This window comes from Candidatus Merdisoma sp. HCP28S3_D10 (genome assembly GCF_052065835.1).
Taxonomy (GTDB): domain Bacteria; phylum Bacillota; class Clostridia; order Lachnospirales; family Lachnospiraceae; genus Laedolimicola.
In genome coordinates this window covers 179,076-203,839 of the sequence record NZ_JBQHTG010000003.1, presented here as the reverse complement: position 1 = coordinate 203,839, position 24,764 = coordinate 179,076, and the positions used below count along the sequence as shown (strand labels likewise).

General features: G+C 51.6%; 19 protein-coding genes. All 19 read right to left on the bottom strand.

Going from position 1 to position 24,764, the window contains the following annotated elements; all coding sequences use genetic code 11:
* Positions 1 to 48 precede the first annotated feature (48 nt).
* Entirely contained in the window at positions 49 to 1,059 is a 1,011-nt protein-coding gene (locus ACTNCH_RS09275; RefSeq protein ID WP_158363620.1) for a sugar ABC transporter substrate-binding protein, read from the bottom strand.
* Positions 1,060 to 1,129: 70 nt separating this feature from the next.
* On the bottom strand, positions 1,130 to 1,990 hold the full coding sequence (locus ACTNCH_RS09270; RefSeq protein WP_441018754.1) for a sugar phosphate isomerase/epimerase family protein: 861 nt from the start codon (positions 1,988 to 1,990) through the stop codon (positions 1,130 to 1,132).
* A 14-nt stretch (positions 1,991 to 2,004) separates the two neighbouring features.
* Positions 2,005 to 2,553: a 6-phospho-3-hexuloisomerase gene (hxlB, locus tag ACTNCH_RS09265; protein ID WP_441018752.1), complete on the bottom strand. Its 549-nt coding sequence runs from the start codon at positions 2,551 to 2,553 to the stop codon at positions 2,005 to 2,007.
* A gap of 16 nt (positions 2,554 to 2,569) precedes the next feature.
* Positions 2,570 to 4,096, bottom strand: a complete 1,527-nt coding sequence (gene xylB / locus ACTNCH_RS09260; protein WP_441018750.1) for a xylulokinase — start codon at positions 4,094 to 4,096, stop codon at positions 2,570 to 2,572.
* Entirely contained in the window at positions 4,093 to 4,776 is a 684-nt protein-coding gene (gene rpe, locus ACTNCH_RS09255) for a ribulose-phosphate 3-epimerase (RefSeq protein WP_262670773.1), read from the bottom strand. The genes xylB and rpe overlap by 4 nt, the downstream gene beginning before the upstream one ends.
* Before the next feature lie 7 nt (positions 4,777 to 4,783).
* Positions 4,784 to 5,620: a MurR/RpiR family transcriptional regulator gene (locus tag ACTNCH_RS09250; RefSeq protein ID WP_441018747.1), complete on the bottom strand. Its 837-nt coding sequence runs from the start codon at positions 5,618 to 5,620 to the stop codon at positions 4,784 to 4,786.
* Positions 5,621 to 6,042: 422 nt separating this feature from the next.
* On the bottom strand, positions 6,043 to 8,328 hold the full coding sequence (locus tag ACTNCH_RS09245; RefSeq protein WP_441018745.1) for a hydratase: 2,286 nt from the start codon (positions 8,326 to 8,328) through the stop codon (positions 6,043 to 6,045).
* A gap of 144 nt (positions 8,329 to 8,472) precedes the next feature.
* Positions 8,473 to 11,109 (bottom strand): sensor histidine kinase, encoded by a 2,637-nt coding sequence (locus tag ACTNCH_RS09240; RefSeq protein WP_441018743.1) that lies wholly within the window; start codon positions 11,107 to 11,109, stop codon positions 8,473 to 8,475.
* A complete protein-coding gene (locus tag ACTNCH_RS09235; RefSeq protein WP_441018741.1) occupies positions 11,110 to 11,814 on the bottom strand; it encodes a response regulator transcription factor in 705 nt (234 codons plus the stop codon). It lies immediately after the preceding gene.
* A gap of 221 nt (positions 11,815 to 12,035) precedes the next feature.
* Complete coding sequence (locus tag ACTNCH_RS09230) at positions 12,036 to 12,920, bottom strand: DegV family protein (protein WP_441018739.1); 885 nt, start codon at positions 12,918 to 12,920, stop codon at positions 12,036 to 12,038.
* A 77-nt stretch (positions 12,921 to 12,997) separates the two neighbouring features.
* Positions 12,998 to 14,926: an NAD(+) synthase gene (locus ACTNCH_RS09225; RefSeq protein ID WP_441018737.1), complete on the bottom strand. Its 1,929-nt coding sequence runs from the start codon at positions 14,924 to 14,926 to the stop codon at positions 12,998 to 13,000.
* Between the two features lie 12 nt (positions 14,927 to 14,938).
* Positions 14,939 to 15,820: an Hsp33 family molecular chaperone HslO gene (hslO, locus tag ACTNCH_RS09220; RefSeq protein WP_441018735.1), complete on the bottom strand. Its 882-nt coding sequence runs from the start codon at positions 15,818 to 15,820 to the stop codon at positions 14,939 to 14,941.
* A 33-nt stretch (positions 15,821 to 15,853) separates the two neighbouring features.
* Complete coding sequence (locus tag ACTNCH_RS09215; protein WP_441018733.1) at positions 15,854 to 16,600, bottom strand: class I SAM-dependent DNA methyltransferase; 747 nt, start codon at positions 16,598 to 16,600, stop codon at positions 15,854 to 15,856.
* A 101-nt stretch (positions 16,601 to 16,701) separates the two neighbouring features.
* A complete protein-coding gene (locus ACTNCH_RS09210) occupies positions 16,702 to 16,956 on the bottom strand; it encodes an HPr family phosphocarrier protein (RefSeq protein ID WP_441018731.1) in 255 nt (84 codons plus the stop codon).
* Positions 16,953 to 17,840: a DNA-binding protein WhiA gene (gene whiA / locus ACTNCH_RS09205; protein WP_441018729.1), complete on the bottom strand. Its 888-nt coding sequence runs from the start codon at positions 17,838 to 17,840 to the stop codon at positions 16,953 to 16,955. The genes ACTNCH_RS09210 and whiA overlap by 4 nt, the downstream gene beginning before the upstream one ends.
* A 12-nt stretch (positions 17,841 to 17,852) precedes the next feature.
* The gene (gene rapZ, locus ACTNCH_RS09200) at positions 17,853 to 18,731 is read right to left on the bottom strand and encodes an RNase adapter RapZ (RefSeq protein WP_441018727.1); all 879 of its coding nucleotides are present in this window, start codon (positions 18,729 to 18,731) and stop codon (positions 17,853 to 17,855) included.
* Positions 18,732 to 18,746: 15 nt separating this feature from the next.
* A complete protein-coding gene (murB, locus tag ACTNCH_RS09195; RefSeq protein WP_441018725.1) occupies positions 18,747 to 19,664 on the bottom strand; it encodes a UDP-N-acetylmuramate dehydrogenase in 918 nt (305 codons plus the stop codon).
* Between the two features lie 133 nt (positions 19,665 to 19,797).
* On the bottom strand, positions 19,798 to 22,617 hold the full coding sequence (uvrA, locus tag ACTNCH_RS09190; protein WP_441018723.1) for an excinuclease ABC subunit UvrA: 2,820 nt from the start codon (positions 22,615 to 22,617) through the stop codon (positions 19,798 to 19,800).
* Positions 22,618 to 22,657: 40 nt separating this feature from the next.
* Complete coding sequence (gene uvrB / locus ACTNCH_RS09185; protein ID WP_441018721.1) at positions 22,658 to 24,703, bottom strand: excinuclease ABC subunit UvrB; 2,046 nt, start codon at positions 24,701 to 24,703, stop codon at positions 22,658 to 22,660.
* Between the last annotated feature and the right edge of the window lie 61 nt (positions 24,704 to 24,764).

The window sequence follows — 24,764 nt, the reverse complement described above, 5'->3', positions numbered from 1 at the left end:
CTGATTTTATTGCTTATTGAACTTTATTCTTGTCTATCCTATATGGACTTACTGCCATCCATCCATGTAATCTGCTACATTGCTCTTGTCGATGATGAAGGTCGGAACTGCGATGTTGGTCTCATAGTCCTCGCCGGCAAGAATCTTGTATGCAGTCTCGATAGAATCAGCTGCCATCTTCTTCGGAGACTGAGCTGCTGTTGCTACAAAAGCACCGCCCTCAGAGATGTACTCCTTGCCTTCCGGAGAACCGTCAACGCCAAGGATAATTGCCTTGGAGCCTGCTTCGTTGATAGCTGCGTAAGCGCCCTGAGCGCACTGATCATTGCAACCAAATACTGCTACGATGTTCGGGTTAGCCTGCAGGATATCCTGTGTCTTGGAAAGACCCGGATCCGGCTTACCCTGAGCATCCTGCTGAGCAACGATGGTGTAACCCTTATCCTTGATAGTATCTGTGAAGCCGTTTACACGGTCTACACAAGCAGAGTTTGCCGGGTAGTCAAGAATTGCTACCTCGCCGCCATCCGGAACGAGCTCAATAAGCTTCTCTGCACACTGTACGCCAGCGCCATAGTTATCAGATGCCACGTAGGATTTAACCTTATCCAGATTTGCAACAGCTGTATCAATATTTACAACCGGAATGTTTGCTTCTGCCAGCATATCCAGTGCCGGCTCAATGCCTTCGCGGTCTACCGGGTTCAGGAATACGGCGTCAACGCCCTGTGTAATAAAGTCCTCGATAATGCTGATCTGCTTAGACTGATCCTGCTGTGCGTCAACAACGATAACCTCATCGCCATTTTCTTTTGCGATCTCAGTTAAGGTGTCGCCAATCGTTGAGAAGAAATCAGATGCTGCCCAGTAGGTATAACCAAACTTGTGTCCGCCCTCTTTGGTATCCGCTGCGGCTTCGTCTGCCTTATCAGCTGTGTCCTCTGTTGTTGCTGTTGTGTCAGTTGCAGTTGTTGTATCCTCTGCCTTGCTTCCACATCCTGCGAGCAGTGTAGCTACCATAGCCACGCTCATCAATGCTGCTACTACTTTCTTTTTCATGTTCTTCCTCCTTTTATTATAGAAAAAGTTTTTATGTTCACCGGTCGCCCCGGTCAGAACCTGATACATGTTATACGCCGTAAACCATAGTCCGGGCTGCCTTTAAGTAACGCAGTCCCTGCTCCGCCAGCTCTTCCGGCGTATCTGCGAAGCGTCTTGTCAGATAGGTAAGCGGTGCAATTTCATCTAATTTCTGTGGATTGAAAGTTTCCACACAACCCGCTCCGTGATAATCAATATCCTTCAATGCTTTAAATACGTCTAACCACGGGATATGTCCCATACCAGGCGTACCGCGATTGCTGTCTACCAAATGCATGTATGCCAGCTTGTCGCCACATAACCGGATAGCGCCGGGGATATCGTCCTCTTCAATATTCATATGGAAGGTATCCAGATGAACCTTAATATTGTCTGCTCCCACCAGGTCAATGAGCTCCAATGCCTGCTCCGCCCGATTCAGGAAATGCGACTCAAAACGTTTGATAGCCTCAAGCGCTATGGTAATACCATACTGGGCTGCATACTCACTCGCCTGCTTCAGATATTCCACATCCCAGTCGATTTCCTGCTGGGTACGGGGCTTTCCCGTATGATAACCGGAACCTACGTAATTAACGCCGCCCACAATCTTTGCTCCCACCTCGTGTGCCACATCCAGAAGCTTTTTCATGTAGACCAGAGCTGCTTCCCTTTCCTTCGGATCCGGTGAAATCGCATTGTACTCCTTTGACATGGCCGTAGTCACAATGACCTCCATATCATACTGTTTCAACTTCTCTGCCGCCTTTGCAGCCGGAAAATGAAACGGATCGTTTACGGACAAATCAATTGCTTCGGCCCCCAGCCTGGCAATTTCATCAATGCAATACAAATCCTCTTCGCCGAAGGTTACAGCCCAAAGCCATGTATTCAGGCCTAACTTTATCATGGTAATTCCCCCTTTTATTCCAGATTCGCATGCCGTTTGAACATACTTTCACTGGTTTCATTCTTAGCTTTCATCAACACAAGAACCAGATTTTCAAAAACCAGACAGGAGCCTCCTTCAAACAATGTTCCCATAGGCATAATCGATACCGCTTCCCTGTCCTCTTTCTTTGGCGCTTTAACCACCAGTGTTACATCTGCCATTTTTCCCAGTGTAGATTCCGGATTACCGGTCACCAGCAGGAGCATGGCTCCTTTCTCCTTTGCTTTTTCCCCATGGGAAATCAGCGCTTTGGATTCGCCTGAACCGCTGCAGAGAAGAAGCAAATCACCTTTCTGAATGGCAGTTGTCGTTGTTTCTCCTACAAAATAACTTTTACATCCCAAATGCATCAGGCGCATGGCAAAAGCCTTACAGCTCAAACCGCTTCTTCCCAGCCCATCGCAGAATATCTGTCCTGCTCCAAGAATCAGCTCCGCCGCCTTCTGAAGCTCCTCTTCATCGATTCCGGACACTGCCTGCCCTAGTTCTTTTAAAATGTTTTCTGTATACATCAGGGACATTTTTCTTCCTTCCTTTTTATAAATGTGCCAGATCCGTAAAACTCTTTTTCAATGCGCCATACATCTGATCATATACTGCATGGTATTTCTCATACAGGTCAGCTTCTGCCGGATCGAAGTCCATGGTATCCTGCTCCTGGATAAATTTATCGCAGGCTTCCCGTACAGAAGGATAAATTCCGGCGCCTACGCCTGCCAGAATCGCAGCTCCGAAAGCGGCTCCTCCTTCCTTGTTGGCCAACGTATGGATACCACAGCGGAACAGATCCGCCAGCATTTTTCTGTACACCGGGCTTGTGCTTCCACCGCCGCAGGCGCGAAGAGAGGTAATCTCAATGCCCTGATCCTTTAAGAGATCATTGCAGTCTGCCAGGCAGAATACCACGCCTTCCATGATAGCGCGAAGCATGTGCGCCTGGGTATGTACTGTATTCAGTCCCAGAAAAGCGCCCCTGTACAGCGGATCCATATGGGGTGTTCTCTCTCCCATCAGGAACGGCAGGTAAATCAGCTTTTCGCTTCCAACCGGAATCTTCTCAACCAGCTCTGTCAGCAGAGTATAAAAAGACTTTCCTTCTTTCTTTGCTCTTTCAATCAAATCCTGACAGAACATATCCTTAAACCACTCCACAGACAAACCTGCGGACATGGGGCCACCCATGGAATGCCAACATCCCGGAACTGCACAGCAGCATACATGGAGACCACCCTCCGGAATACTGATATATTTATCAAAGTGTGAATACACAACGGATGAGGTTCCTAAGGTAACAAAGGCCTGTCCTTCATGAACCACTCCGGTTCCTACTCCCGCGCAGGCATTGTCACTTCCACCCGCTACTACTACTGTATCTTTGGAAAGCCCACACTGTTCTGCGATTTTCGGAAGAAGGGTTCCTGTCACTTCCTGACTCTCATATACTTTACCCAGAAGATTTTTATCAATCTTTAACGCATCCAGGATTTCTTCAGACCAGCAACGGTTTTTTACATCTAAAAGCTGCATGCCTGTTGCATCGGATACGTCCGTTGCAAATACTCCCGTCAGTACATAGCGAATATAATCTTTCGGCAGAAGAATGTGTCTGCATTTCTTGAATTTTTCAGGCTCATTTTCCCGAATCCAGAGAATCTTGGCTGCTGTCCAGGCCGCCAAAGGCGGATTTGCGGAAATCTCCAGCCATTTCTCCATCGGAAGGGCTTCCAACATTTCGTCTACCTGTGCCGAACTTCTCTGATCACACCAGAGAATGGTGTTCCCAATCGTTTCTCCATTTTCATCCAGAAGTACCGAGCCATGCATCTGTCCGGAAAGTCCGATTCCCTTTACATCCTCACTCTTTACCCCCGCTTTTTCTACCACGGCTTTCAGCGTGTCCAGAACTGCATTCCGCCAGTCGTGGGGATCCTGTTCTGCCCAACCGTTATGCGGCTGATACATGGGATAAGAATGTTCTGCGGAAGCTACAGTTTCTCCCTGTTCATTCACAAGAATTGTCTTTGTTGCGCTTGTGCCCAAATCAATGCCTATTACATACTTCACGTCTGCTTACCTTCTTTCCCTTTGCGAATTTCCTGCTGCATCCAACGGATATTTTCTTCCATATTTCCTTTTACAATTGCTCTTCCTGATACAAATATGGTAGCTCCGGCTGCTGCAACAGCTCCAATATTTTCCTTTGTAATATTACCGTCCACTTCGATATCTGTATCCAGACCCATCTGGTTCAGTTTCTCACGAAGTCTGCGGATTTTTTCCAGCGATTCCGGAATGAAGGTCTGACCCTCGACTCCCGGTTCTGTAGTCATCAGCTGTACCACATCTGCCATACGCAGGATTTCCTCATCCAACACGGTAAGCGGCGTTCCCGGCTTCAGCACTACTCCCGCCTTTCGCCCAAGCGCCCTGATATCGCTCATTACCTGCTTTACATTTTCACAGGTTTCATAATGAACCGTAATAATGTCCGCGCCCGCTTCCGCTATCCGCCTGATGAATTTTTCAGGATGCAGGGTCATCATATGTACATCGAAAATTCTTCTGGTGCTTGGACGGATTCCTTCAATCAATTTGATTCCCAGTCCCAGATTCGGAACAAAATTTCCATCCATCACATCAATATGCACATAATCTGCTCCGGCCGCATCTATCGCTTTCAAATCTCTGTCAAGATATCTATAATCCAATTCAAGCAGAGACACACCCAGCTTATACATTTTCATTTTCCTCTTAAATTTTATTATAATCAATTGCCTGCTGTGTAGCTGTGATATGTTCTTTGCAACCTCGTCCCAGTCTTGATTCATAACCCAGATAAAGCGCTTCCAGCATGAACTGATCTGAGATACGTCTTGTTACCTTGTCACGGCCCACTGTCAGGTCGTTAGCCGAAACCAAAAGGCGAATGTCTGTATACTCCAATAACGGTGAATTATCCCGTCTGGTAATGCTGATGGTCGTTGCCCCTCTCTGCTTCGCAATCTTCATTGCTTCTACCACATTTCTGGAACGGCCCTCATAAGATACGGCAACCGCCACATCATTTTTGGTCAGATTGCTTGCGGCAATCATCTGAAGCATAATATCTTCCTCTGCCGAACAGGCAACTCCTATCCGTTTAAACTTTATATAAGACAGCTTTGCTGCAACATACGCGTCTCCTACTGCAAAAAAATGAATCGAATTAGCCTGCAGCAGCGCCATCAATGCTTCTTCGTATTTATTTTCCTTAATGGCAAGCGTTTCGCTGAGTACCTCCATATTATTCTTATATAATTTATTCAAAATTGCCGTCATGTCATCCTGTACGCCTATTGTATTGATCGTATCAGGCGCTTCATGATTCGCAACGGTAAAAGCTTCTTTCAAAGTAGTATATCCGTCATATCCCAACCGTCTGCAGAACCTTACAATGGAAGCTTCACTCGTGCCAGATTCTCTTGAAATCTGTGCAAGTGTCATTCTTTCAATTGCCTCCGGGTTCTCCGCAAGGGCTTCTGCAATCCGTCGTTCCGCTCTCGGCAGTGATGGTATAAGTCTTGCAATTTTTTCTAATATCTCATGCATCATCATCCCTGCTTTCTTTCCCTTTGCTTGACTTTATTTTAATTCGTACTTCAAATGAAGTAAATATCGGATAGATTTTTCTACTTTTCATTTCATTCACCTTTCACTTTTCCACTTGTTTTCGCCTTCTATTTTGTGCATTTTTCACAATTTTTCTCATTTTTCATTTCATAATGAAGTGTCTATTCTCATATTCACTTCATTTTTTATCCACTTATTTCCATATCACTTTTTCATTTCTTTTTATTTCTAAAGCAGAAATAACTTGCTTTTCCACTCTTTTTTATTATTGTCTGCTATTTTAAGATTATATTATATTTTATCAGTTTTTCAAGCATGATATAGGCACACAAAAAGGAGCATGCTCAAATTCACTTCGCAGCACACTCCTTTTCCACATTTTCACTTCAAAATTACTTCTTTTATCCTCTGTAATAGTTAATCAGACAGCCCTTCAGAATGATCTCTCGCTCATCGTCGGTCAGTCCGCCCAGCTTCAGGGTTACTTCCCGGTCTTTCTCACCGTTCACGTATACAGGAATCTCGGTTTTCTTCTCTTCCACTGCCTTGCGGATCTCCGGAACAAACAGGAAATCGCCCTTGGCAAAGGGAAGGATTCCCTCGTCAATCAGGAAGGGCAGCATACCCCAGTTAATCAGGTTGGAGCGGTAACGCTTGGTGGCGTAGGAGTTGGCGATATTGGCCCAGCCGCCCAGTACCTTCTGGCAGGAGGCCGCCTGCTCTCTGGCGGAGCCGTCGCCCGGCTTCACCGCAAAGATGGTGCTGCCCACGCCCACATTGGTTTTGTCCACGCCCGGATACCACGCATTCAGATTCTGGAATACCGGTTTCAGCTCCGGCACTGCCTCTGCGGGACAATCTCCTGCCTCGATGGCCTTCTCGGCTTTCTGAATCTCCTTGGCCAGACCCACATAAGCCGGATCCTTCCGGGACAGGGTGAACTCTGCCAGACCCAGCGGGTTGGAGCGGTAAGAGGATGTCTCGCCGGAGGGAATCAACTCGTCTGTAGTGGTTACCGGATCGTGAATCTCCGATACCACCTTCAGAATCAGATGCTCCGCCAGGGCCGGCATAGCGGGCCAGTCCTTGATATTCGGGCCGAACTTGATCTCTACGCTCGGATCTGCCACGCCCTTGCTGTCAAAGACACGATTCTCGTAAATCTTGCTGTCAAAAAAGTAACGCGGGTTGCTGAATTCCACGTCCAGTTCGGTGGCCGCGGTCAGGTAACCCTTGTTGGCTGCGGTAGCAGCGATGGAACGGGCGTCCATCAGCGCCACAGACGCAATCTGGCCGCTCTGGAGCTTGGAACCCTCCCGGTTCGGGAAGTTACGGGTGGAGTGCCGGATACTGAAGCCGTTGTTGGACGGCGTATCGCCTGCGCCGAAGCAGGGGCCGCAGAAAGCTGTCTTCAGTACTGCTCCGGTCTCCATCAATGCAGCGGCAGTTCCATTTTTTACCAGTTCCATGTAAATCGGCATACTTGCCGGGTATACGCTTAAGGTAAATTCATCCGGGCCGATGCTTGCGCCCTTTAAGATATCCGCTGCCGCGCAGATATTTTCAAAGCCGCCGCCTGCACAGCCTGCAATGATTCCCTGATCCACGTAGAGCTTTCCGTCGCGGATCTTGTCTGTCAGCCGATAATCCACTGCGCCGCCCAGGGATACCAGGGCCTTCTTCTCCACATCCCGCAGGATATCACCCAGATTTGCCTTTACCTCCTCGATGGTATAGACATTGCTGGGGTGGAAGGGCATGGCGATCATAGGCTTTACAGCGCTCAGATCCACATAAATCATGCCGTCGTAGTATGCCACCGGGCCGGGCTTCAGCTCCTTGTAGACGCCAGCTCTGCCATGAATCTCATAAAACTCTTTGATGGCGTCATCGGTCTTCCAGATGGAGGACAGGCAGGTGGTCTCTGTGGTCATGACGTCGATGCCGATACGGAAGTCCGCGCTTAAATTCTCCACGCCGTCTCCCACAAACTCCATGACTTTATTATTCACATAGCCCTTTTCAAAGACTGCCCCGATGATAGCCAGCGCCACGTCCTGGGGACCTACGCCCTTCTGGGGCTCTCCGGTCAGGTACACGCCTACTACGCCGGGCATATTGATATCATAGGTCTTGTTCAGCAGCTGCTTTACCAGCTCCGGTCCGCCCTCGCCCATGGCCATGGTTCCCAGGGCACCGTAGCGGGTATGGCTGTCAGATCCCAGAATCATCTTGCCGCCCTCTGCCAACATTTCCCGGGCAAACTGGTGGATTACTGCCTGATGGGGCGGTACATAGACGCCGCCGTATTTTTTCGCGCAGGTCAGGCCAAACATGTGGTCATCCTCGTTAATGGTTCCGCCTACGGCGCAAAGGCTGTTGTGACAGTTGGTCAGCACATAGGGAATCGGGAATTTCTCCAGTCCCGAAGCCCGGGCTGTCTGAATGATTCCTACAAATGTGATATCGTGGGACGTCAGCTTATCGAATTTGATCTCCAGCTTGTCCATATTGCCGGATGTATTGTGTGACTCCAGTATTCCATAAGCGATGGTCTGCTTCTTCGCTTCTTCTTTGGACGGCACCTGACCAAGCTGGCTTTCCAACACGCTGGGCGCGTCCTTGGTATCCGGAATAATCTCTGTTCCGTTCAGCAGATATGCTCCGCCTTCCAGTAATTGAACCATGTTTCTCCTCCTGCTGTTGTGAATGTTGTGTAGGCAGACGGGCGGGTCTTCTGGAAACTGCTATCGCCCTATGGCCTGTTACGTTCCATTATAAAAAGAGCCTGCAGAAATTGCAAGCTCTCTTTCTCATTATTCCAGGTCCTTTTATTCCTTTTCCTGCCGGAAATCCGCTTCCGGGAATATGATGGTTGCCTTAAACAGGTCGCCGTCCAGATAGATATTGAAGCTTCCCTTTTGAAGCTCCGTCAGGTTCCGGGCGATGGAAAGTCCTAAGCCGCTGCCTTCGGTGCTGCGGGCCACATCTCCCCGGATAAAACGCTCCGTCAGCTCGTCCGCGTTGATATTCAGTGGCTGCTCGGAGATATTTTTGATACTGAAGCGCACCATATGCCCCACCGTGGTCAGCTCCACGTAGACCCGGGTATTCGGCATAGCGTACTTGGCCGTATTGTTATACAGGTTCTCGATGACACGCCAGAGCCTCCGGCCGTCCGCCACGATCACCACCGGCTCCTCCGGCATATCCACCACCAGCTTCAGACCTTTATTCTCAAATTTTTCACTGAATTCGCCATTGGTCTGCTGAATCAGCTCCTGGAAATTAAGGCGGTTCAGCTCCAGCTTCACATTGCCGGAGCTGATCCTGGAAGCCTCCACCAGATCGTCGGTCAGGTGCTTCAGTCTCAGCGCCTTATCCTCCAGAATCGCGATGTAGTTTCTGGCGCGCTCGTTCTGGATATCCTCCCGCTTTAAGAGATCCACATAATTGATAATCGACGTCAGCGGCGTCTTGATGTCATGGGATACATTGGTAATCAAATCAGACTTCAGGCGCTCGTCCCTGACGCTTTTCTCCACCGCTGCGGACAGGCCGCTGCCCATCTGGTTGACTGCCTCCGCAAAGACCCGGTTGTCTCCACTGATCTGTTTCATAGGAATCTGTGCCGTCAGCTCCCCTGCGGAAATTTTCTTAATCCCGTCCAGAATTTTCTGCCGCTGGACTGCCTGCCGGAGCAGAAAAATGCCCATTCCCAGGTCAAAGAACGCCAGCAGAACGATTCCAAATTCTCCCATTATCAGAAGCACTACATTTACCAGCAGAAAGCCTGCGTAGGAAAGCATGGTTTTTGTGGTGGTCTTCCGGTTTCTCATGATTTCCCCAAAGAGATTGCAAACCAGACAGAACACACTGTTCTTCCACAAGGTATGCGCCTTGATTCTCCGCACCAGGCTGATATAGCCAATCAGGAACAGCAGATTCAGCGCAAAGGTGGTTGCGCCGCCGGTCAGCGCGAATTCTCTCATCTCCAGGTTCCGCACAGACACGCCGTTGGAAACCAGTACCAGAATCAGCCAGGCCGGTATCATAAGGCTCAGGGCCGCCGGCTCTGTATGCATCCGATCAAAACGGTTCAGCACAATCTGCCCGTCCTCCTCGGTGCTCCGTCCTGCTGCCAGCGTCAGGTATACCATCGTCAGCAGATAAAGCAATGTGCCCAGGATCACGCCGTACACCGCCATCCGGCTCACAGGCGCGATTTCCTCATACTGCTTCTTATACTGGGCCAGCTTATCACTGGCCTTATAGTCCGTATCCACCGCCACAGCCAGAATATAGTCGCCGTCCACCGAGGGCGGATAGCTCTTCACATAGCTGCTCAGCTCACTTAAGGAAATGGGCATACCGCTGGAATCGTAGCTCATATCCCCGCTGTCATAGATCAGATAATCCTGATAGCTTCGGATATAATCCAGCAGTCCCTCGGAACTGGAAAATTTTGTCTTTCCAAAGCTTTTCATATTGGTATAGATCTTCTTGGTGAAATCATCCGGGGAAACCTGTTCCACAGACTTTGGAATCACAAAGTAACGCATATTGGTCATACCGGGGCTGAACAGCTCCAGGTTCTCCGTATAGGCGAAATAGTCATTGTAGATAACCGGAAGCGTGCTCTCCAGATCCTGATAGAGCTCCTGCAGCTGGGTCGTCGTCAGCTTCTGCTCCTCTGCATAGGCTGTAATGCTGTCATAGCCCACCGGGGCGTAACGCTCCTCCACAGCCTCCAGCTGCTCCACATTGCGGACTGTTCCCTGCATCATTCCAAAGGGGATCTCCTCACCGTCGGTAATAAATTCCTCTATATAGCCTTCTTCCGTACTGTATTCTTCCGCCGCGTACTCGTCCACGGCTGCTTCTTCTGCAGCAGCCCCTTCCTCCGCTTTTTCTCGCTCCGGCGCGGCCGCGGTTGAGCTTGCGATACTGCTGCTTCCGTTCATGCTGGAAATGGAACCCACCTCGGTTCCGTCCTCGCTGTACAGGGACTGCTCCGTATAATTGGTGAAGCTCTTGGACAGATAGCCTACCGTACCGTCGTCGTAGGTAATCTTCATCAGGGTTCCGGTTTCCATTCCCTCCAGAGACCAGTTCAGCAGATCCGCCAGCGCGTAATAGAGATCGCCGTCCTTCGGATCCCCGTTCCCGATGGTGCTGTTATTCGCGTACTGCTGAATATTTACCAGCAGCTTTCCGTCGTAAACGCCATTTTTTTCAAACTTACTCTCCCGGCTGACTGCCCGGACACAGCGGTAAATCTGCTCCAGCACCTCATTCTGGTAATACCCGGTGCTCTCAAAGTTCTGATCCTTTCCCACGAAGCCAAAGCCGCTGCCGCTCACATAGACCGTACATACGACCACAGACAGTACCAGCACCACAGCGCATATCTGATTAACTAAAAGAGCCGCCAGCTTCCACGGCCTTGCATATTCCCATCGCTTCATTTACAGCTTCTCCACCTTATAACCGATTCCCCAGACTACCTTCAGATAGCGGGGTTCCTTGGCATTAATCTCAATCTTCTCCCGGATATGGCGGATATGCACCGCCACCGTATTATCTGCACCAATTGCGTCTTCATTCCAGATACTTTCGTAAATCTGATTAATAGAGAAAACTTTACCCTGGTTTTTCACCAGAAGCAGCAGAATATTATACTCAATGGGCGTCAGCTTCACCGGCTCGCCGTCCACCGTAACCTCCTTCAGATCATCGTTGATCATCAGGCCACCGGTCTGATAGACCTTCTGGTTCTCTCCTGCGGCGTTGCCCAGCTTGGTATAACGGCGAAGCTGGGACTTCACCCTCGCCACCAGCTCCAGCGGATTGAAGGGCTTGGTCACATAATCGTCCGCGCCGATATTCAGACCCAGAATCTTGTCCGCGTCCTCGGATTTGGCTGACAGAATGATAATGGGAATGCTGCTCTTTTCCCGGATCTTCAGGGTTGCTCTGAGGCCGTCCAGCTTCGGCATCATAATATCGATAAGTAAAAGCTGCACGTCCTCCCGCTCCAGCATATCCACTGCCTGCAGCCCGTCGTAGGCCTTCAGGATCCGGTAGCCCTCCTGGGACAGATAAATCTCTATGGCGTCTACGATCTCCTTGTCATCGTCACAGACCAAAATCGTGTTTTTCTTTTTGTTCATGTTCTCACCCTCATATCGTTCTCAAAACATAGATAGACAGTAAAATGATACTCTTACATTCTACTGTCTATCCATAGTTATAACAAGGCTTTTTTAACTTCTCACAATGATAATTCTTAAGATTTTCTTGACATTATGACGCTAGCAAAAACGAGAAAATGCCCCCTCTCCGGGCACGCTGTATTTTCCGGCGAGGGGGACATTTTCTCTTTTCTGCCTTATTATTTCAAGTATTCCGCATACTTCTCCTCACTTGCACTGAGGAACACAATACCGATGATTCCCGGGCCTGTATGGGCTCCGATGGCGCAGCCTACCCAGGATTTGATGATTCCGCGGCAATGATATTTCTCCATCAGGACCTCACAGACATGCTCGCAGGTCTTGGGATCATTTCCATGTACCACGCCGATGATCTGCTTATCCAGCTCCACGCCGCGTTCGCCCACCAGCTCTACGCAGTGCTTCAGGGATTTATGCCGTCCCCGCACCTTCTCAAAAGCTACCAGTGCGCCCTCGTCATTGACCTCGATGATCGGCTTTACGTCCAGTACGCTGCCCAGTACTGCGGAGGTACGGTTTAAGCGTCCGCCCTTGTACAGATATTCCAGCGTCTCTACGGTTACGATATGTTCCATGTGATCGCAGAAGTACTGCGCCGCCTCCAGGATCAGCTCCTTCGGCGCGCCGTTTGCCTGCATCCGCAAAACCTTCTCCACGACCAGACCAAAGCCCAGAGACGCGCATTTTGTATCTATGATCGTCAGCTTAAAATCCGGATATTCCTCCAGAAGCTCCTCCTTCGCCAGATTCGCCGCATTGAAGGTGCCTGCGATTCCTGTGGAGAAGCACAGATACAGCACCTCGTCCCCGGCCTTCGCGTAGGGCTCGAAATTCTCCCGGAACATATACTGGTTGATATGATAGGTTTTGATATCGGCACCGTCAGCCTGAATCCGGTAGAATTCCTCCGGGAAAATGGTCTTGCCGTCAAAATAGTCAGTTCCGTCAATCGTAACCGGCGTCGGAATCACATGAAGCTGATATTTTTCGATAATTTCCTTTGGCAGATCCGTCGCAGAATCTGTGATAATCTTAAATGCCATGTTCTTCTCCCCTGAATTTAATTGGCAGCCCCTGATACCCTGCTGCTTATTGGTTTACATAATATACAGTCTGGTTTCTACTCCAGCGTCTCCAGCTGTGCCAGCCAGAGCGCAGCGCAGGCGTCGCTTGGCATCCGCAGGTCTCCCCGGGGCGACACCGCCACGGAACCCACCTTCGGGCCGTCCGGCAGACAGGAACGCTTGAACTGCTGAGCAAAATATCTGCGATAGAATACCTTCAGCCATTTCAGTATGGTTTCTTTCTCATACACGCCCGCAAAGGCTTTCTGGGCCAGCCGGTAAATCTTCTCCGGCTCAAAGCCGAAACGTAAAATGTAATACAGATAAAAATCATGAAGCTCATAAGGTCCAACCAGATTCTCTGTCTTCTGGGCAATTTCTCCGTCCTTGGGCGGCAGAAGCTCCGGACTCACCGGCGTATCCAGCACATCCAGAAGCACCGCGGACAGCCTGGAATCCCCGCAGGTATCCGCATAGTAGCGCACCAGATGGCGCACCAGAGTTTTCGGCACTCCCGCGTTGACGCCATACATGGACATATGGTCTCCGTTGTAGGTAGCCCAGCCCAACGCCAGCTCCGACATATCGCCGGTACCGATCACCATACCCCCCGCCTGATTTGCCAGATTCATCAGCACCTGGGTCCGTTCTCTTGCCTGGGAATTCTCATAGGTCACATCGTGAACCGCCGGATCGTGTCCGATATCCCGGAAATGAAGGGTCACCGCCTCCCGGATATCTACCTCCTTCAGCGTAGCTCCCAGCTTCTCAACCATATCGCAGGCATTACGATAGGTCCGGTCTGTGGTTCCGAAGCAGGGCATGGTTACACCCAGGATACCGGAACGGGGAAGTCCCAGACTGTCAAAGGCCTTTACCGTAACCAGAAGCGCCAGAGTGGAATCCAGTCCGCCGGAGATACCGACCACAGCCGTCCTGCAGTGGGTATGCTCCAGACGTTTCTTCAGCCCCATGTACTGAATGGCGAAAATCTCCTCGCAGCGGCGCTGCCGTCCGCCGTCGCTGCCGGGTACAAAGGGAGACGGATCCACATAGCGGGTAAGCTCTGTATCCTCTTTTTTCAGATGGAAGCCGATCTCCGTATAGGCTTCCGAAGCGTCCGCCTGAAAGGTCGTCATTCTTCTTCTCTCGCCCACCAGACGGGCGATATCCAGCTCTGCGTAAAGGATTCCGTGGGTAAACCGCTCGGATTCCGCCAGAATCGTTCCGTTTTCCGCAATCAGGTTATGACCGCCGAACACCAGATCCTGACTGGATTCTCCCTCTCCCGCATTGGCATAGATGTAGCCGCATACCAGACGGGCAGACTGTCCGCCGATGAGAGACTCCCGATACCGGTTCTTCCCGGTGGTCTCATCGCTGGCCGAGCAGTTCACGATGACCGTCGCCCCTGCCAGCGCATGGCGGATGCTGGGGGGATTGGGCACCCATACGTCCTCGCAGATCTCCGCTGCCACCGCCAGGCCGCTAAGTTCCTCACAAGTGAACAAGATATTTGTTCCAAAGGGAATATAATCGCCGTCTTCGCCCTCTTCGGAAACCCACACGTCCTCCACCTGGCTGCTGCCCGGCGTAAAATGGCGCAACTCATAAAACTCTCCGTAGTTGGGAATGTGCATCTTCGGCACCAGTCCCAGCAAATGGCCGCCGCAAAGGGCCGCCGCCACATTGTAGAGCTTGCCGTCCTTCTCCCAGGGCAGTCCTACAAAAAGCAGCGCGTCCAGACCCGCCGTCTCCTTCGCAATGCGGAACAGCTCCTCTCTGGCGCTCTTTAAAAGCAGCTCCTGTAAAAATAAATCGGAACAGGTATATCCGGTAATACCAAGCTCCGGAAATACGATGATCTTCGCGCCCTTCCCGGCCGCCTCCCTGGCAAGCCTTATGGTTTCCGCGCCGTTGGCCCTTGTATCTGCCACCTGAATCTTCGGCGTCACCGCCGCCGTTCTGATAAACCCGTGTCTCATGGCTGGATCTCCTTACCTTTTCGCTATACTCAGAATCTCTTTCAAATCTTCTATATTAAAATGATAAGCATGATTACAAAAATGGCATTTCACCTCGATGGGCTTATTGTCCTGAATCATTTCCCGGATATCCTTGCTGCCGATGCTGGCGATCGCCCGCGCCACCCGCTCCTTGCTGCAGTTACAATACCAGGAGGCCGGAATGGTATCGTTAATCTCCAGACCAAAATCGCCTAACAGATATTCCAGAAGCTGTTCCGGGCTCATACCCTGGTCGAGAAGCTTCGTCACAGAATCCATCTTCGAAAGCTTTTCCTCCAGGGCGTCGATCACCTTATCGTCCGTAAAGGGCATCAGCTGAAGAATGAAGCCGCCTGCCTGCTGAACCGTATTGTCCTTATTCAGCAGCACGCCCAGTCCTACCGAGGAGGGCACCTGCTCGGAGGTGGCGAAGTAATAGGTCAGATCCTCCGCGATTTCTCCGGTCTGAAGCTCTACGGTTCCCACATAAGGCTCCTTCAGTCCCAGATCCTTGATGACACGTAAGGTGCCGGGTCCGATGGCTCCGGATACGTCCAGTTTTCCCTTGGCGTTTGGCGGAAGCAGCACCATGGGTTCGTCCACATAGCCCTTTACCCGGGCCTTGGAATCTGCTGTGACGGTAATGCCGCCGATGGCTCCTGCTCCCTTAATCTGCAGGGTCAGCAAATCTGCGTCACCCTTCATCATGGAGCCCATCATGGCTCCGGCTGTCAGAAGACGCCCCAGAGCCGCCGCGGCTACCGGACTGGTATTGTGAATGGAGCGCGCCTGCTCCACCATTTCTCTGGATGTGATGGCAAATGCGCGAATCTGGTGGTCCGCCGCGGTCGCCCTTACAATATAATCTCCCATTTTTTCTCCTCTTTTCGTTATGCTCTATCGCCGTCACGCCTTCCGCGCCGCGATACAGAATTTTCCTGTCTTGGCCGTCACTGCTTCCCCGGTGTCGGAATCAAAGATCTGCTCTGCCTTAAGTCCCGCTTCCCCAAGCAGCTCCAGCACTCTGGAAAGCTCATAAGCCTTTTGGAAATGGGTCTCCTCAAACCGGACGTACCGGTCACCCATGTCCCTCACATAGAGGGTCAGATCGTACTCATTGAGCTGTTGCTCCTCATCGTAATAATTTTCCCAGATGAAGCTTCCTTCCTCCCGGTTCTCAGCAATGGTTGTTTCTCCCAGTATATCCCTGTATTTGTAAATGGTATTCATATCAAAGAAGAATACACCGTCCGGGTCGAGATAATTCCGGACCAGCCGGAACACCTGTAAAAGATCCGCTTCCTCTGTGATATAATTCAGGGAATCACAGACACTGACAATGGCCCGCACGGTCCCGTAAAGCTCAAACTCCCTCATATCCTGCAGCAGATACAGAATATCATGGCCGGATTCCGCCCGCTTCTCACTGGCCAGCTCCAGCATTTCCTCCGAAGCGTCCACGCCGATCATGTCATAACCCTTTTCTGCCAGAAGTTCTGTCATGCTGCCGGTTCCGCAGCCCAGATCCAGCACCAGGCCGTCACAGATTCCATATTCCTTTAAGATCCTGCTGATTCGTTCACTCCATTCCTCATAGGGAACCTGATCCATAAATAAATCGTATACTTCCGCAAAGCCTGTGTACGCGTCCATTCCAACTCCTCAATTTCTGAATGATTACATTTCATCATAGCAAATTTCCGGGCAAAAAACAAGGACTGCCGAACAATTCCGGCAGTCCTCTGTGCGCTTTCTTACTTGCTGCTCAGGAACTTCTCAATATTTGCCATAGCTTCTTCTTCGTCCTCGCCGTCTGCGGAAACCGTTACTGTCTCGCCTGCGAAAAGACCAAGCGTCATCATACCCATAATGCTCTTGGCATTCACCTTCTTGTTATCACTCTCCACATAAATCTCACTGCCGTACTGGCTTGCCACCTGCACCAACAATGCGACCGGTCTGGCTTCCAGCCCTTCCGGTATCTGAATCGTGATGTCTCGCTTCATCATAATACTTTCTCCTCCTTGTGATCCCTTAATTCCTCTGCTATTATACTCAGCTTTCTGAGTCTGTGGTTTACACCTGACTTCCCTACGGGAGGCGTGAGCAGCTGCCCCAGCTCCTTTAGGGTGGTCTCCGGCTGTTCCAGACGAAGCACTGCTATCTCCGCCAGATTCTCCGGCAGCTCATCAAAGCCGATGGTTTTCTGGATAAATTGGATATCCTCTATCTGTTTTACCGCTGCGGAAACAGTCTTATTCAGATTCGCTGTCTCGCAGTTTACCTGCCGGTTTACCGAGTTGCGCATATCCCTGAGAATCCGGACATTCTCGAACTTCATCATCGCCACATGGGCTTCCATCACATTCAAAATATCCGAAATCTGGGATCCTTCTTTTATATATAATACGTAACTGCGTTTCCGCAGGGTAATCCGCGCGTCAATTCCAAAGCCGGTCAGCAATTCCCGTAAAAGCTCTGCCTTCTCTTCCGTGCTGCACACAATCTCAAAATGATAGCCCTTCTCCGGATCGCTGACGGAACCGGACGCCAGAAAGGCTCCTCTGATGTAAGCCCGTTTACAGCACTGGTTCTGGACCAGCATATGCTTTACAGGCTCCAGTCCTCCCCGGGAAGTCACCTCATAGCTTCTGCTCCCCTTCGGATTTCTGTTTTGCCGCACTGACACGCTTATTTCTATATTAAATGTTTTTCTTAATAATGTAAAGTACTTTCTTGCAACGGCCAGGTTCTCCGTATGCATTTTGATACAGGATTCTTCCTCCACATGGCTGCAAAAGCTCAAGATAGCGGCCATTTCCGCCAGTCTGCAGTGTCTGGCCGGTGGGATATGGTAGGAAAGCTCCTGCTTAATCTCACTGGAAAAAGACATGGTTCACCTCGTCTAATGCGCTTTCGTAACAGCGTCCTTTTCAATATCACGGTGCTCAATCCGGACGGCGTAGTCCGTATTTTCCCGCAGCCGTTCATAAAGCTTGTTGGCCAGGGTTACAGAACGGTGCTTGCCCCCGGTACAGCCGATGGAGATCACCAGCTGATTTTTCCCCTCCAGCACATAATTGGGAATCAGAAACTGTATCATGTCAATCAGCTTGTCCAGGAACCGGTGGGACACTTCAAAGCCCATAACGAAATCCTGTACCGGCCTGTCGTTGCCGCTGAGCTTCCGCAAATCCTCATAATAATAAGGATTGGGAAGAAAACGCACGTCAAATACCAGATCGGAGTCGGTGGGGATTCCGTATTTAAAGCCAAAGGAAAGCACCGAAATGACCAGGTTTTTAAAATTCTTATTCTGTACAAAGATTTTATCCAGCTCCTGCTTCAGTTCTCTGGTCAGCAGGTTGCTGGTATCGATGATATAATCTGCCTGCTTCCGCAGGAATTCCAGCCTTTTTCGCTCCTCGTGGATTCCATCGGCTACCCGGCCGTCCAGGGCCAGCGGGTGGCTGCGCCGGGTCTCCTTATAGCGCTTCACAAGGACCTCGTCCGATGCGTCCAGAAACAGGATTTCATAATTGACGCCGGCCACAGACAATTCCTCCAGCACAGCCGCCAGTTCGTCAAAGGCCTTTCCGCTCCGGATATCGATCCCCAGCGCTGCCTTGGTAACCTCTGTATTCCCCGGATAAATCAACTCCGAGAATTTCTCAATCAGGGAAATGGGCAGGTTGTCCACGCAAAAATAACCCGCATCCTCCAGTACCCGGAGAGCTGTGCTTCGTCCCGCTCCTGACATTCCTGTTACAATTACAAATCTCATCGGTATCGTCTCCTGTTAATTTCCAGAAAATCCCAGTAATTTTACTTCCAGTTCCAGTTCCACGCCGAACTGCTTTTTTACTTCCTCCTGCACATGCCGCACCAGATCCAGCACGTTCCGGGCGGTAGCGCCTCCCCGGTTGATGACGAAGCCGCAATGCTTCTCGGAAACCTGGGCACCGCCTACCGCGTATCCTCTAAGTCCCGCATCCATAATCAGCTTTCCTGCGAAATACCCCTCCGGGCGCTTAAAGGTGCTGCCGGCGCTGGCGTATTCCAGCGGCTGCTTGGAGGTCCGCGCCTCCTTCAGCTCCTGCATCCGGGCCTCGATTGTCCCCTTCTCTCCTGCTTCCAGCTCCAGCAGGGCGCTCACAACCAGATATCCTTTTCTGGCAATGATACTAGTGCGGTAGCCCAGCTCCAGCTCTTCCTTCGAAAGCCTGAGAAGCTCTCCGTCCGGCTTCAGAACTACGGCTTCCTTCACCACGTCCTTCATCTCTCCGCCGTAGGCTCCGGCGTTCATCACCAGGGCTCCTCCCAGCGTTCCCGGAATACCGGAGGCAAATTCCAGTCCGGTCAGTCCCTCCTTTGCCGCCAGATGGGCGATACGGGCCAGCAGAGCTCCGGCTTCCGCCTCAAGCTCTGTTCCGTTCACACGGATGCCGTCCATATTGCGGAACAGCTGAATCACAACGCCTTCATATCCGGCGTCGCTGACCAGTACGTTGCTGCCGTTGCCCAGGATATAGTAAGGCACGCCTGCCTCCACACAGGCCTTCACCGTATCCGCCAGCTGCGGTACGGTTCGGGGCGTGCAAAAGAGTGCTGCCGGACCGCCGATACGGAAGGTGGTATGGCGGCTCATGGGCTCGTCCCGCAGAACATTTTCGGTTTCATTTATATGACAAAGTGTTTCGTATAATTTCTGAATCATTCTGTGTACTCCATTTGGATTCTGTTTGATATTCCACTTAAGTATATGCGATATTTCTCAAAAGTACAACCCATAGAAACAGGGAAATGTTCCCCGATTCCATGGGTTGTTTTGTACAGAATCCCCAGATCCGCTACAGGTATTTCTTCAGGTACCGGCCGGTGTAGGAGATCTCTTGACCGGCCACCTCCTCCGGTGTTCCCTTCGCGATGACGGTACCGCCCCGGTCTCCGCCCTCCGGCCCCATATCGATGAGATAGTCCGCCGTCTTAATCACATCCAGGTTATGCTCAATGACGACCACGGTATTGCCACCCTCTGCCAGCCGTTTCAGAATCTCAGTCAGCTTGTGTACGTCGGCAAAATGAAGACCTGTGGTGGGCTCGTCCAGGATATAAATGGTCCGTCCGGTGCTCCGTCTGGACAGCTCTGTAGCCAGCTTGATCCGCTGGGCTTCGCCGCCGGACAGGGTTGTGGAAGGCTGCCCCAGCTTGATATAGGAAAGACCCACATCGTTCAGAGTCTCAATTTTTCTCCGAATCGACGGCACGTTCTCAAAGAAGGGCAGAGCCTCCTCCACCGTCATATCCAGCACGTCGAAGATACTCTTTCCCTTGTATTTCACGTCCAGGGTCTCCCGGTTGTAGCGTTTGCCCTGGCAGACCTCGCAGGGTACATATACGTCCGGCAGGAAATGCATCTCGATCTTGATGATACCGTCTCCGGAGCAGGCCTCGCAGCGGCCGCCCTTTACGTTAAAGCTGAAGCGGCCCTTCTTATAGCCCTTGCTCTTGGCGTCTGCTGTAGACGCGAACAGATCCCGGATCTGATCAAAGACTCCGGTATAGGTGGCCGGGTTGGAACGGGGCGTCCGTCCAATGGGCGACTGGTCGATGGCGATCACCTTATCCAGCTGCTCCATACCGATGATTTCTTTATAACTGCCCGGAATGGTTCTGGCCCGGTTCAGCTTTCTGGCCAGTGCCTTATACAGAATCTCATTGACCAGGGAGCTCTTGCCGGAGCCGGACACACCGGTCACGCAGGTCATGACGCCTAAGGGGAAATCCACCTGGATATTCTTCAGGTTGTTCTCGGCAGCGCCTTTGACGGTCAGCCAGCCCGCAGGCGTCCGCCGGGATTCAGGCACCGGGATCTTGCGTCTTCCGCTCAGATACGCTCCGGTGATGGAATCCGGGTTGGCCATAATCTCCTCTGCCGTACCGGCTGCCACCACCCTTCCTCCGTGCTCGCCTGCGCCCGGACCAATGTCCACGATATAGTCTGCCGCAAACATGGTATCCTCGTCATGCTCCACCACGATCAGGGTATTGCCCAGATCCCGCAGACGCTTCAGGGTCGCCAGCAGCTTATCGTTGTCCCGCTGGTGCAGTCCGATACTGGGCTCATCCAGGATATAGGCCACGCCCACCAGACCGGAACCGATCTGGGTTGCCAGACGGATTCTCTGAGCCTCGCCGCCGGACAGAGTTCCCGTCGCCCGGGCCAGGGTCAGGTAATCCAGTCCCACGTCAATCAGGAAGCCAATCCGCGCCTTAATCTCCTTCAGAATCTGCGCGCCGATAAGTTTCTGCTGTTCCGTAAGGGAAAGCTCCTGCAGAAATTCATACAGCTTTACGATAGACATGGCGGTAAGCTCTGCGATGTTCTTCTCCCCCACGGTCACGGCCAGGGAAGTCTTCTTCAGACGCTGTCCGCCGCAGGCCTTACAGGGGGTGATCCGCATAAAGGTCTCATACTCCTGCTTCATCACATCCGAACTGGTCTCCCGGTAACGGCGCTCCACATTTTTAATCAGTCCTTCAAAGGCCACATCATAGACGCCCTCGCCCCGCTGTCCTTTATAAGAGACCTTCACCTCCCGGCCATCTGTACCATGAATCAGCATCCTCCGTACCTCCGGGGACAGCTGCTCATAGGGAGTCGTCAGGTCAAATTCATATTCCTTTGCCAGCGCCTTTAAAAGGGCGTAGGTAAAGCTGGAGGGATCCGTACAGGACTGCCAGCCCATGACCGTAATCGCTCCCTCCGCAATGCTCAGGGACTTGTCCGGGATCATCAGATCCTCGTTAAATTCCATCTTGTAGCCGAGGCCGAAGCACTCCGGGCAGGCGCCGAAGGGATTGTTGAAGGAGAAGCTTCTGGGCTCAATTTCCTCCATACTGATCCCACAGTCCGGGCAGGCATAACTGGAGCTCATGGTCAGCGGCTCTCCGCCGATAACGTCCACGATGAGCAGGCCGTCGGACAGATTCAGAACCGTCTCAATAGAGTCAGCCAGACGGCGCTCAATCCCCGCCTTCACCACCAGACGATCCACCACAATTTCGATATTGTGCTTTATATTTTTTTCCAGTTTTATCTCCTCTGACAGCTCGTAGAGGTTCCCGTCGATCCGGACACGCACATAGCCGCTCTTTTTCGCCTGCTCAAGCACCTTCACATGCTCGCCCTTGCGTCCCTTGACCACCGGGGCCAGAAGCTGCAGCTTTGTCCGCTCCGGCATGGCCATGATCTGATCCACCATCTGATCCACGCTCTGCTTTTTGATCTCCTTGCCGCATTTGGGACAATGGGGAATTCCGATCCGCGCGTAAAGCAGCCGGAAATAATCATAGATCTCCGTCACGGTTCCCACCGTAGACCTGGGATTCCGGTTGGTTGACTTCTGGTCAATGGAAATAGCCGGGGACAGGCCCTCGATACTTTCCACATTGGGCTTCTCCATCTGCCCCAGGAACTGGCGGGCGTAGGAGGACAGGGATTCCATATACCGTCTCTGTCCCTCAGCGTAAATGGTGTCAAAGGCCAGGGAGGATTTTCCCGAACCGCTTAAGCCTGTCAGCACCACAAATTGATCTCTGGGGATATCGATATCCAGATTCTTCAGATTGTGCTCGTTGGCTCCCCGGATCCTGATAAATTTATCCATTGTATTTCTCCTCATCATTGACATTCAGGCGTATGACCGTTTACCTGTCCTGCGCCTGCTTTTTCAGTTCTATCATCTTGTCACGCAGCTCTGCGGCCAGCTCGAAATTCAGCTCCGCCGCTGCCTTTTTCATCTTCTTATCGATGTCCGCAATCAGCTTCTCCAGTTCCTTTTTGCTCATGGATTCCGGATCCTTCTCAAACTGCAGCTCCTCTTTCGCTATCTCCCTGGAGATACTGATCAGATCCCGGACTGACTTCTGTATGGTCTTCGGCGTGATCCCATGCTCCTTATTATACGCCTCCTGCAGAGCGCGGCGGCGTTCTGTCTCATCGATGGCCAGCCGCATGGAATCCGTGACCGTATCCGCGTACATAATGACATGGCCCTCGGCATTCCGCGCCGCCCGGCCGATGGTCTGAATCAGGGAAACCTCCGAACGCAGGAAGCCCTCCTTGTCCGCGTCCAGAATGGCCACCAGGGTAATCTCCGGAATATCCAGTCCCTCCCGGAGCAGGTTAATGCCGACTAACACATCAAAGACGTCCAGACGCATATCCCGGATAATCTGGGTACGCTCCAGGGTATCGATATCCGAATGCAGATATTTTACCCGGATGCCAAGCTCCCGCATATAATCGGTCAGATCCTCTGCCATACGCTTGGTCAGGGTAGTAATCAGGATCTTGTGGCCTGCCGCCACCTCTTTGTTGACCTCGCCCACCAGGTCGTCGATCTGACCCTCCACCGGACGGATCTCCACCTTCGGATCCAGAAGTCCCGTAGGACGGATAATCTGCTCCGCCCGCAGCATCTCATGGTCGGCCTCATATTCTCCGGGCGTAGCGGAAACAAACAAAATCTGATCGATCTTCTGCTCAAACTCCTCAAAGTTCAGAGGCCGGTTGTCCAGGGCCGACGGCAGCCGGAAGCCATAATCCACAAGGGTCGTCTTCCGGGAACGGTCTCCCGCGTACATACCTCGGATCTGGGGAACGGTCTTGTGGGACTCGTCCACGATAATCAGAAAATCCTCAGGGAAATAGTCCATCAGGGTATTCGGCGGCGTCCCCGGCGCCGCCCCGGTCAAATGCCTGGAATAATTCTCGATTCCGGAGCAGAAGCCCGTCTCCTTCAACATCTCGATGTCGAAATTCGTTCTCTCCGCAATCCGCTGGGCCTCCAGAAGCTTGTCCTCGCTCTTGAAATAGCGCACCCGCTCCTCCAGCTCCTTCTCAATATCAGCGGCTGCCCGCTTGATCTGCTCCATGGGCACCACGTAATGGGAAGCCGGAAAGATCGCGATGTGCTCCAGCTCTCCTTTGATCTCCCCGGTCAGCACATCAATCTGGGTAATCCGGTCAATCTCATCTCCGAAGAACTCCACCCGCACCGCCAGCTCGGATTCATTGGCCGGGATAATCTCCACCACATCTCCCCGCACCCGGAAGGTACCGCGCTTAAAATCCATATCATTGCGGTCATACTGGATATCTACCAGCTGCCGCAGCACCTCGTCCCGATCCTTCTCCATACCGGGCCGCAGGGAAACCATCATTTTCTCAAAATTCTCCGGTTCGCCCAGACCATAGATACAGGAGACACTGGACACGATAATCACGTCCCGCCGTTCAATCAGGGCGGCCGTAGCCGACAGCCGCAGCTTATCAATCTCGTCGTTGATCGACGAATCCTTTGCAATATAAGTATCCGTCGAAGGCACATAGGCCTCCGGCTGGTAATAATCGTAGTAGGAGACAAAGTATTCCACCGCGTTCTCGGGGAAAAACTCTTTAAACTCGCCGTAGAGCTGGGCCGCCAGAGTCTTATTGTGGGCAATGATCAGGGTCGGCTTGTTCAGGGCCTGTATCACATTGGCCATGGTAAAGGTCTTGCCCGATCCCGTAACACCCAGCAGTGTCTCTGCCTGGTTGCCTTCCTGAAAACCCTCCACCAGCTTCGCGATAGCCTGGGGCTGGTCGCCGGTGGGCTGGTATTCGCTGTGTAATTTGAAAGCAGCACCGCCTTTGGGGCTGCTTTCATGAGCAAGCAGCGAAGCGGATTGCGAATGTCCTTGTTCTTTCATATCGTGTGATTTCCTTTTTCTGATGGATTTAGCATACTTCATGTCCTCAGAAATTATAACA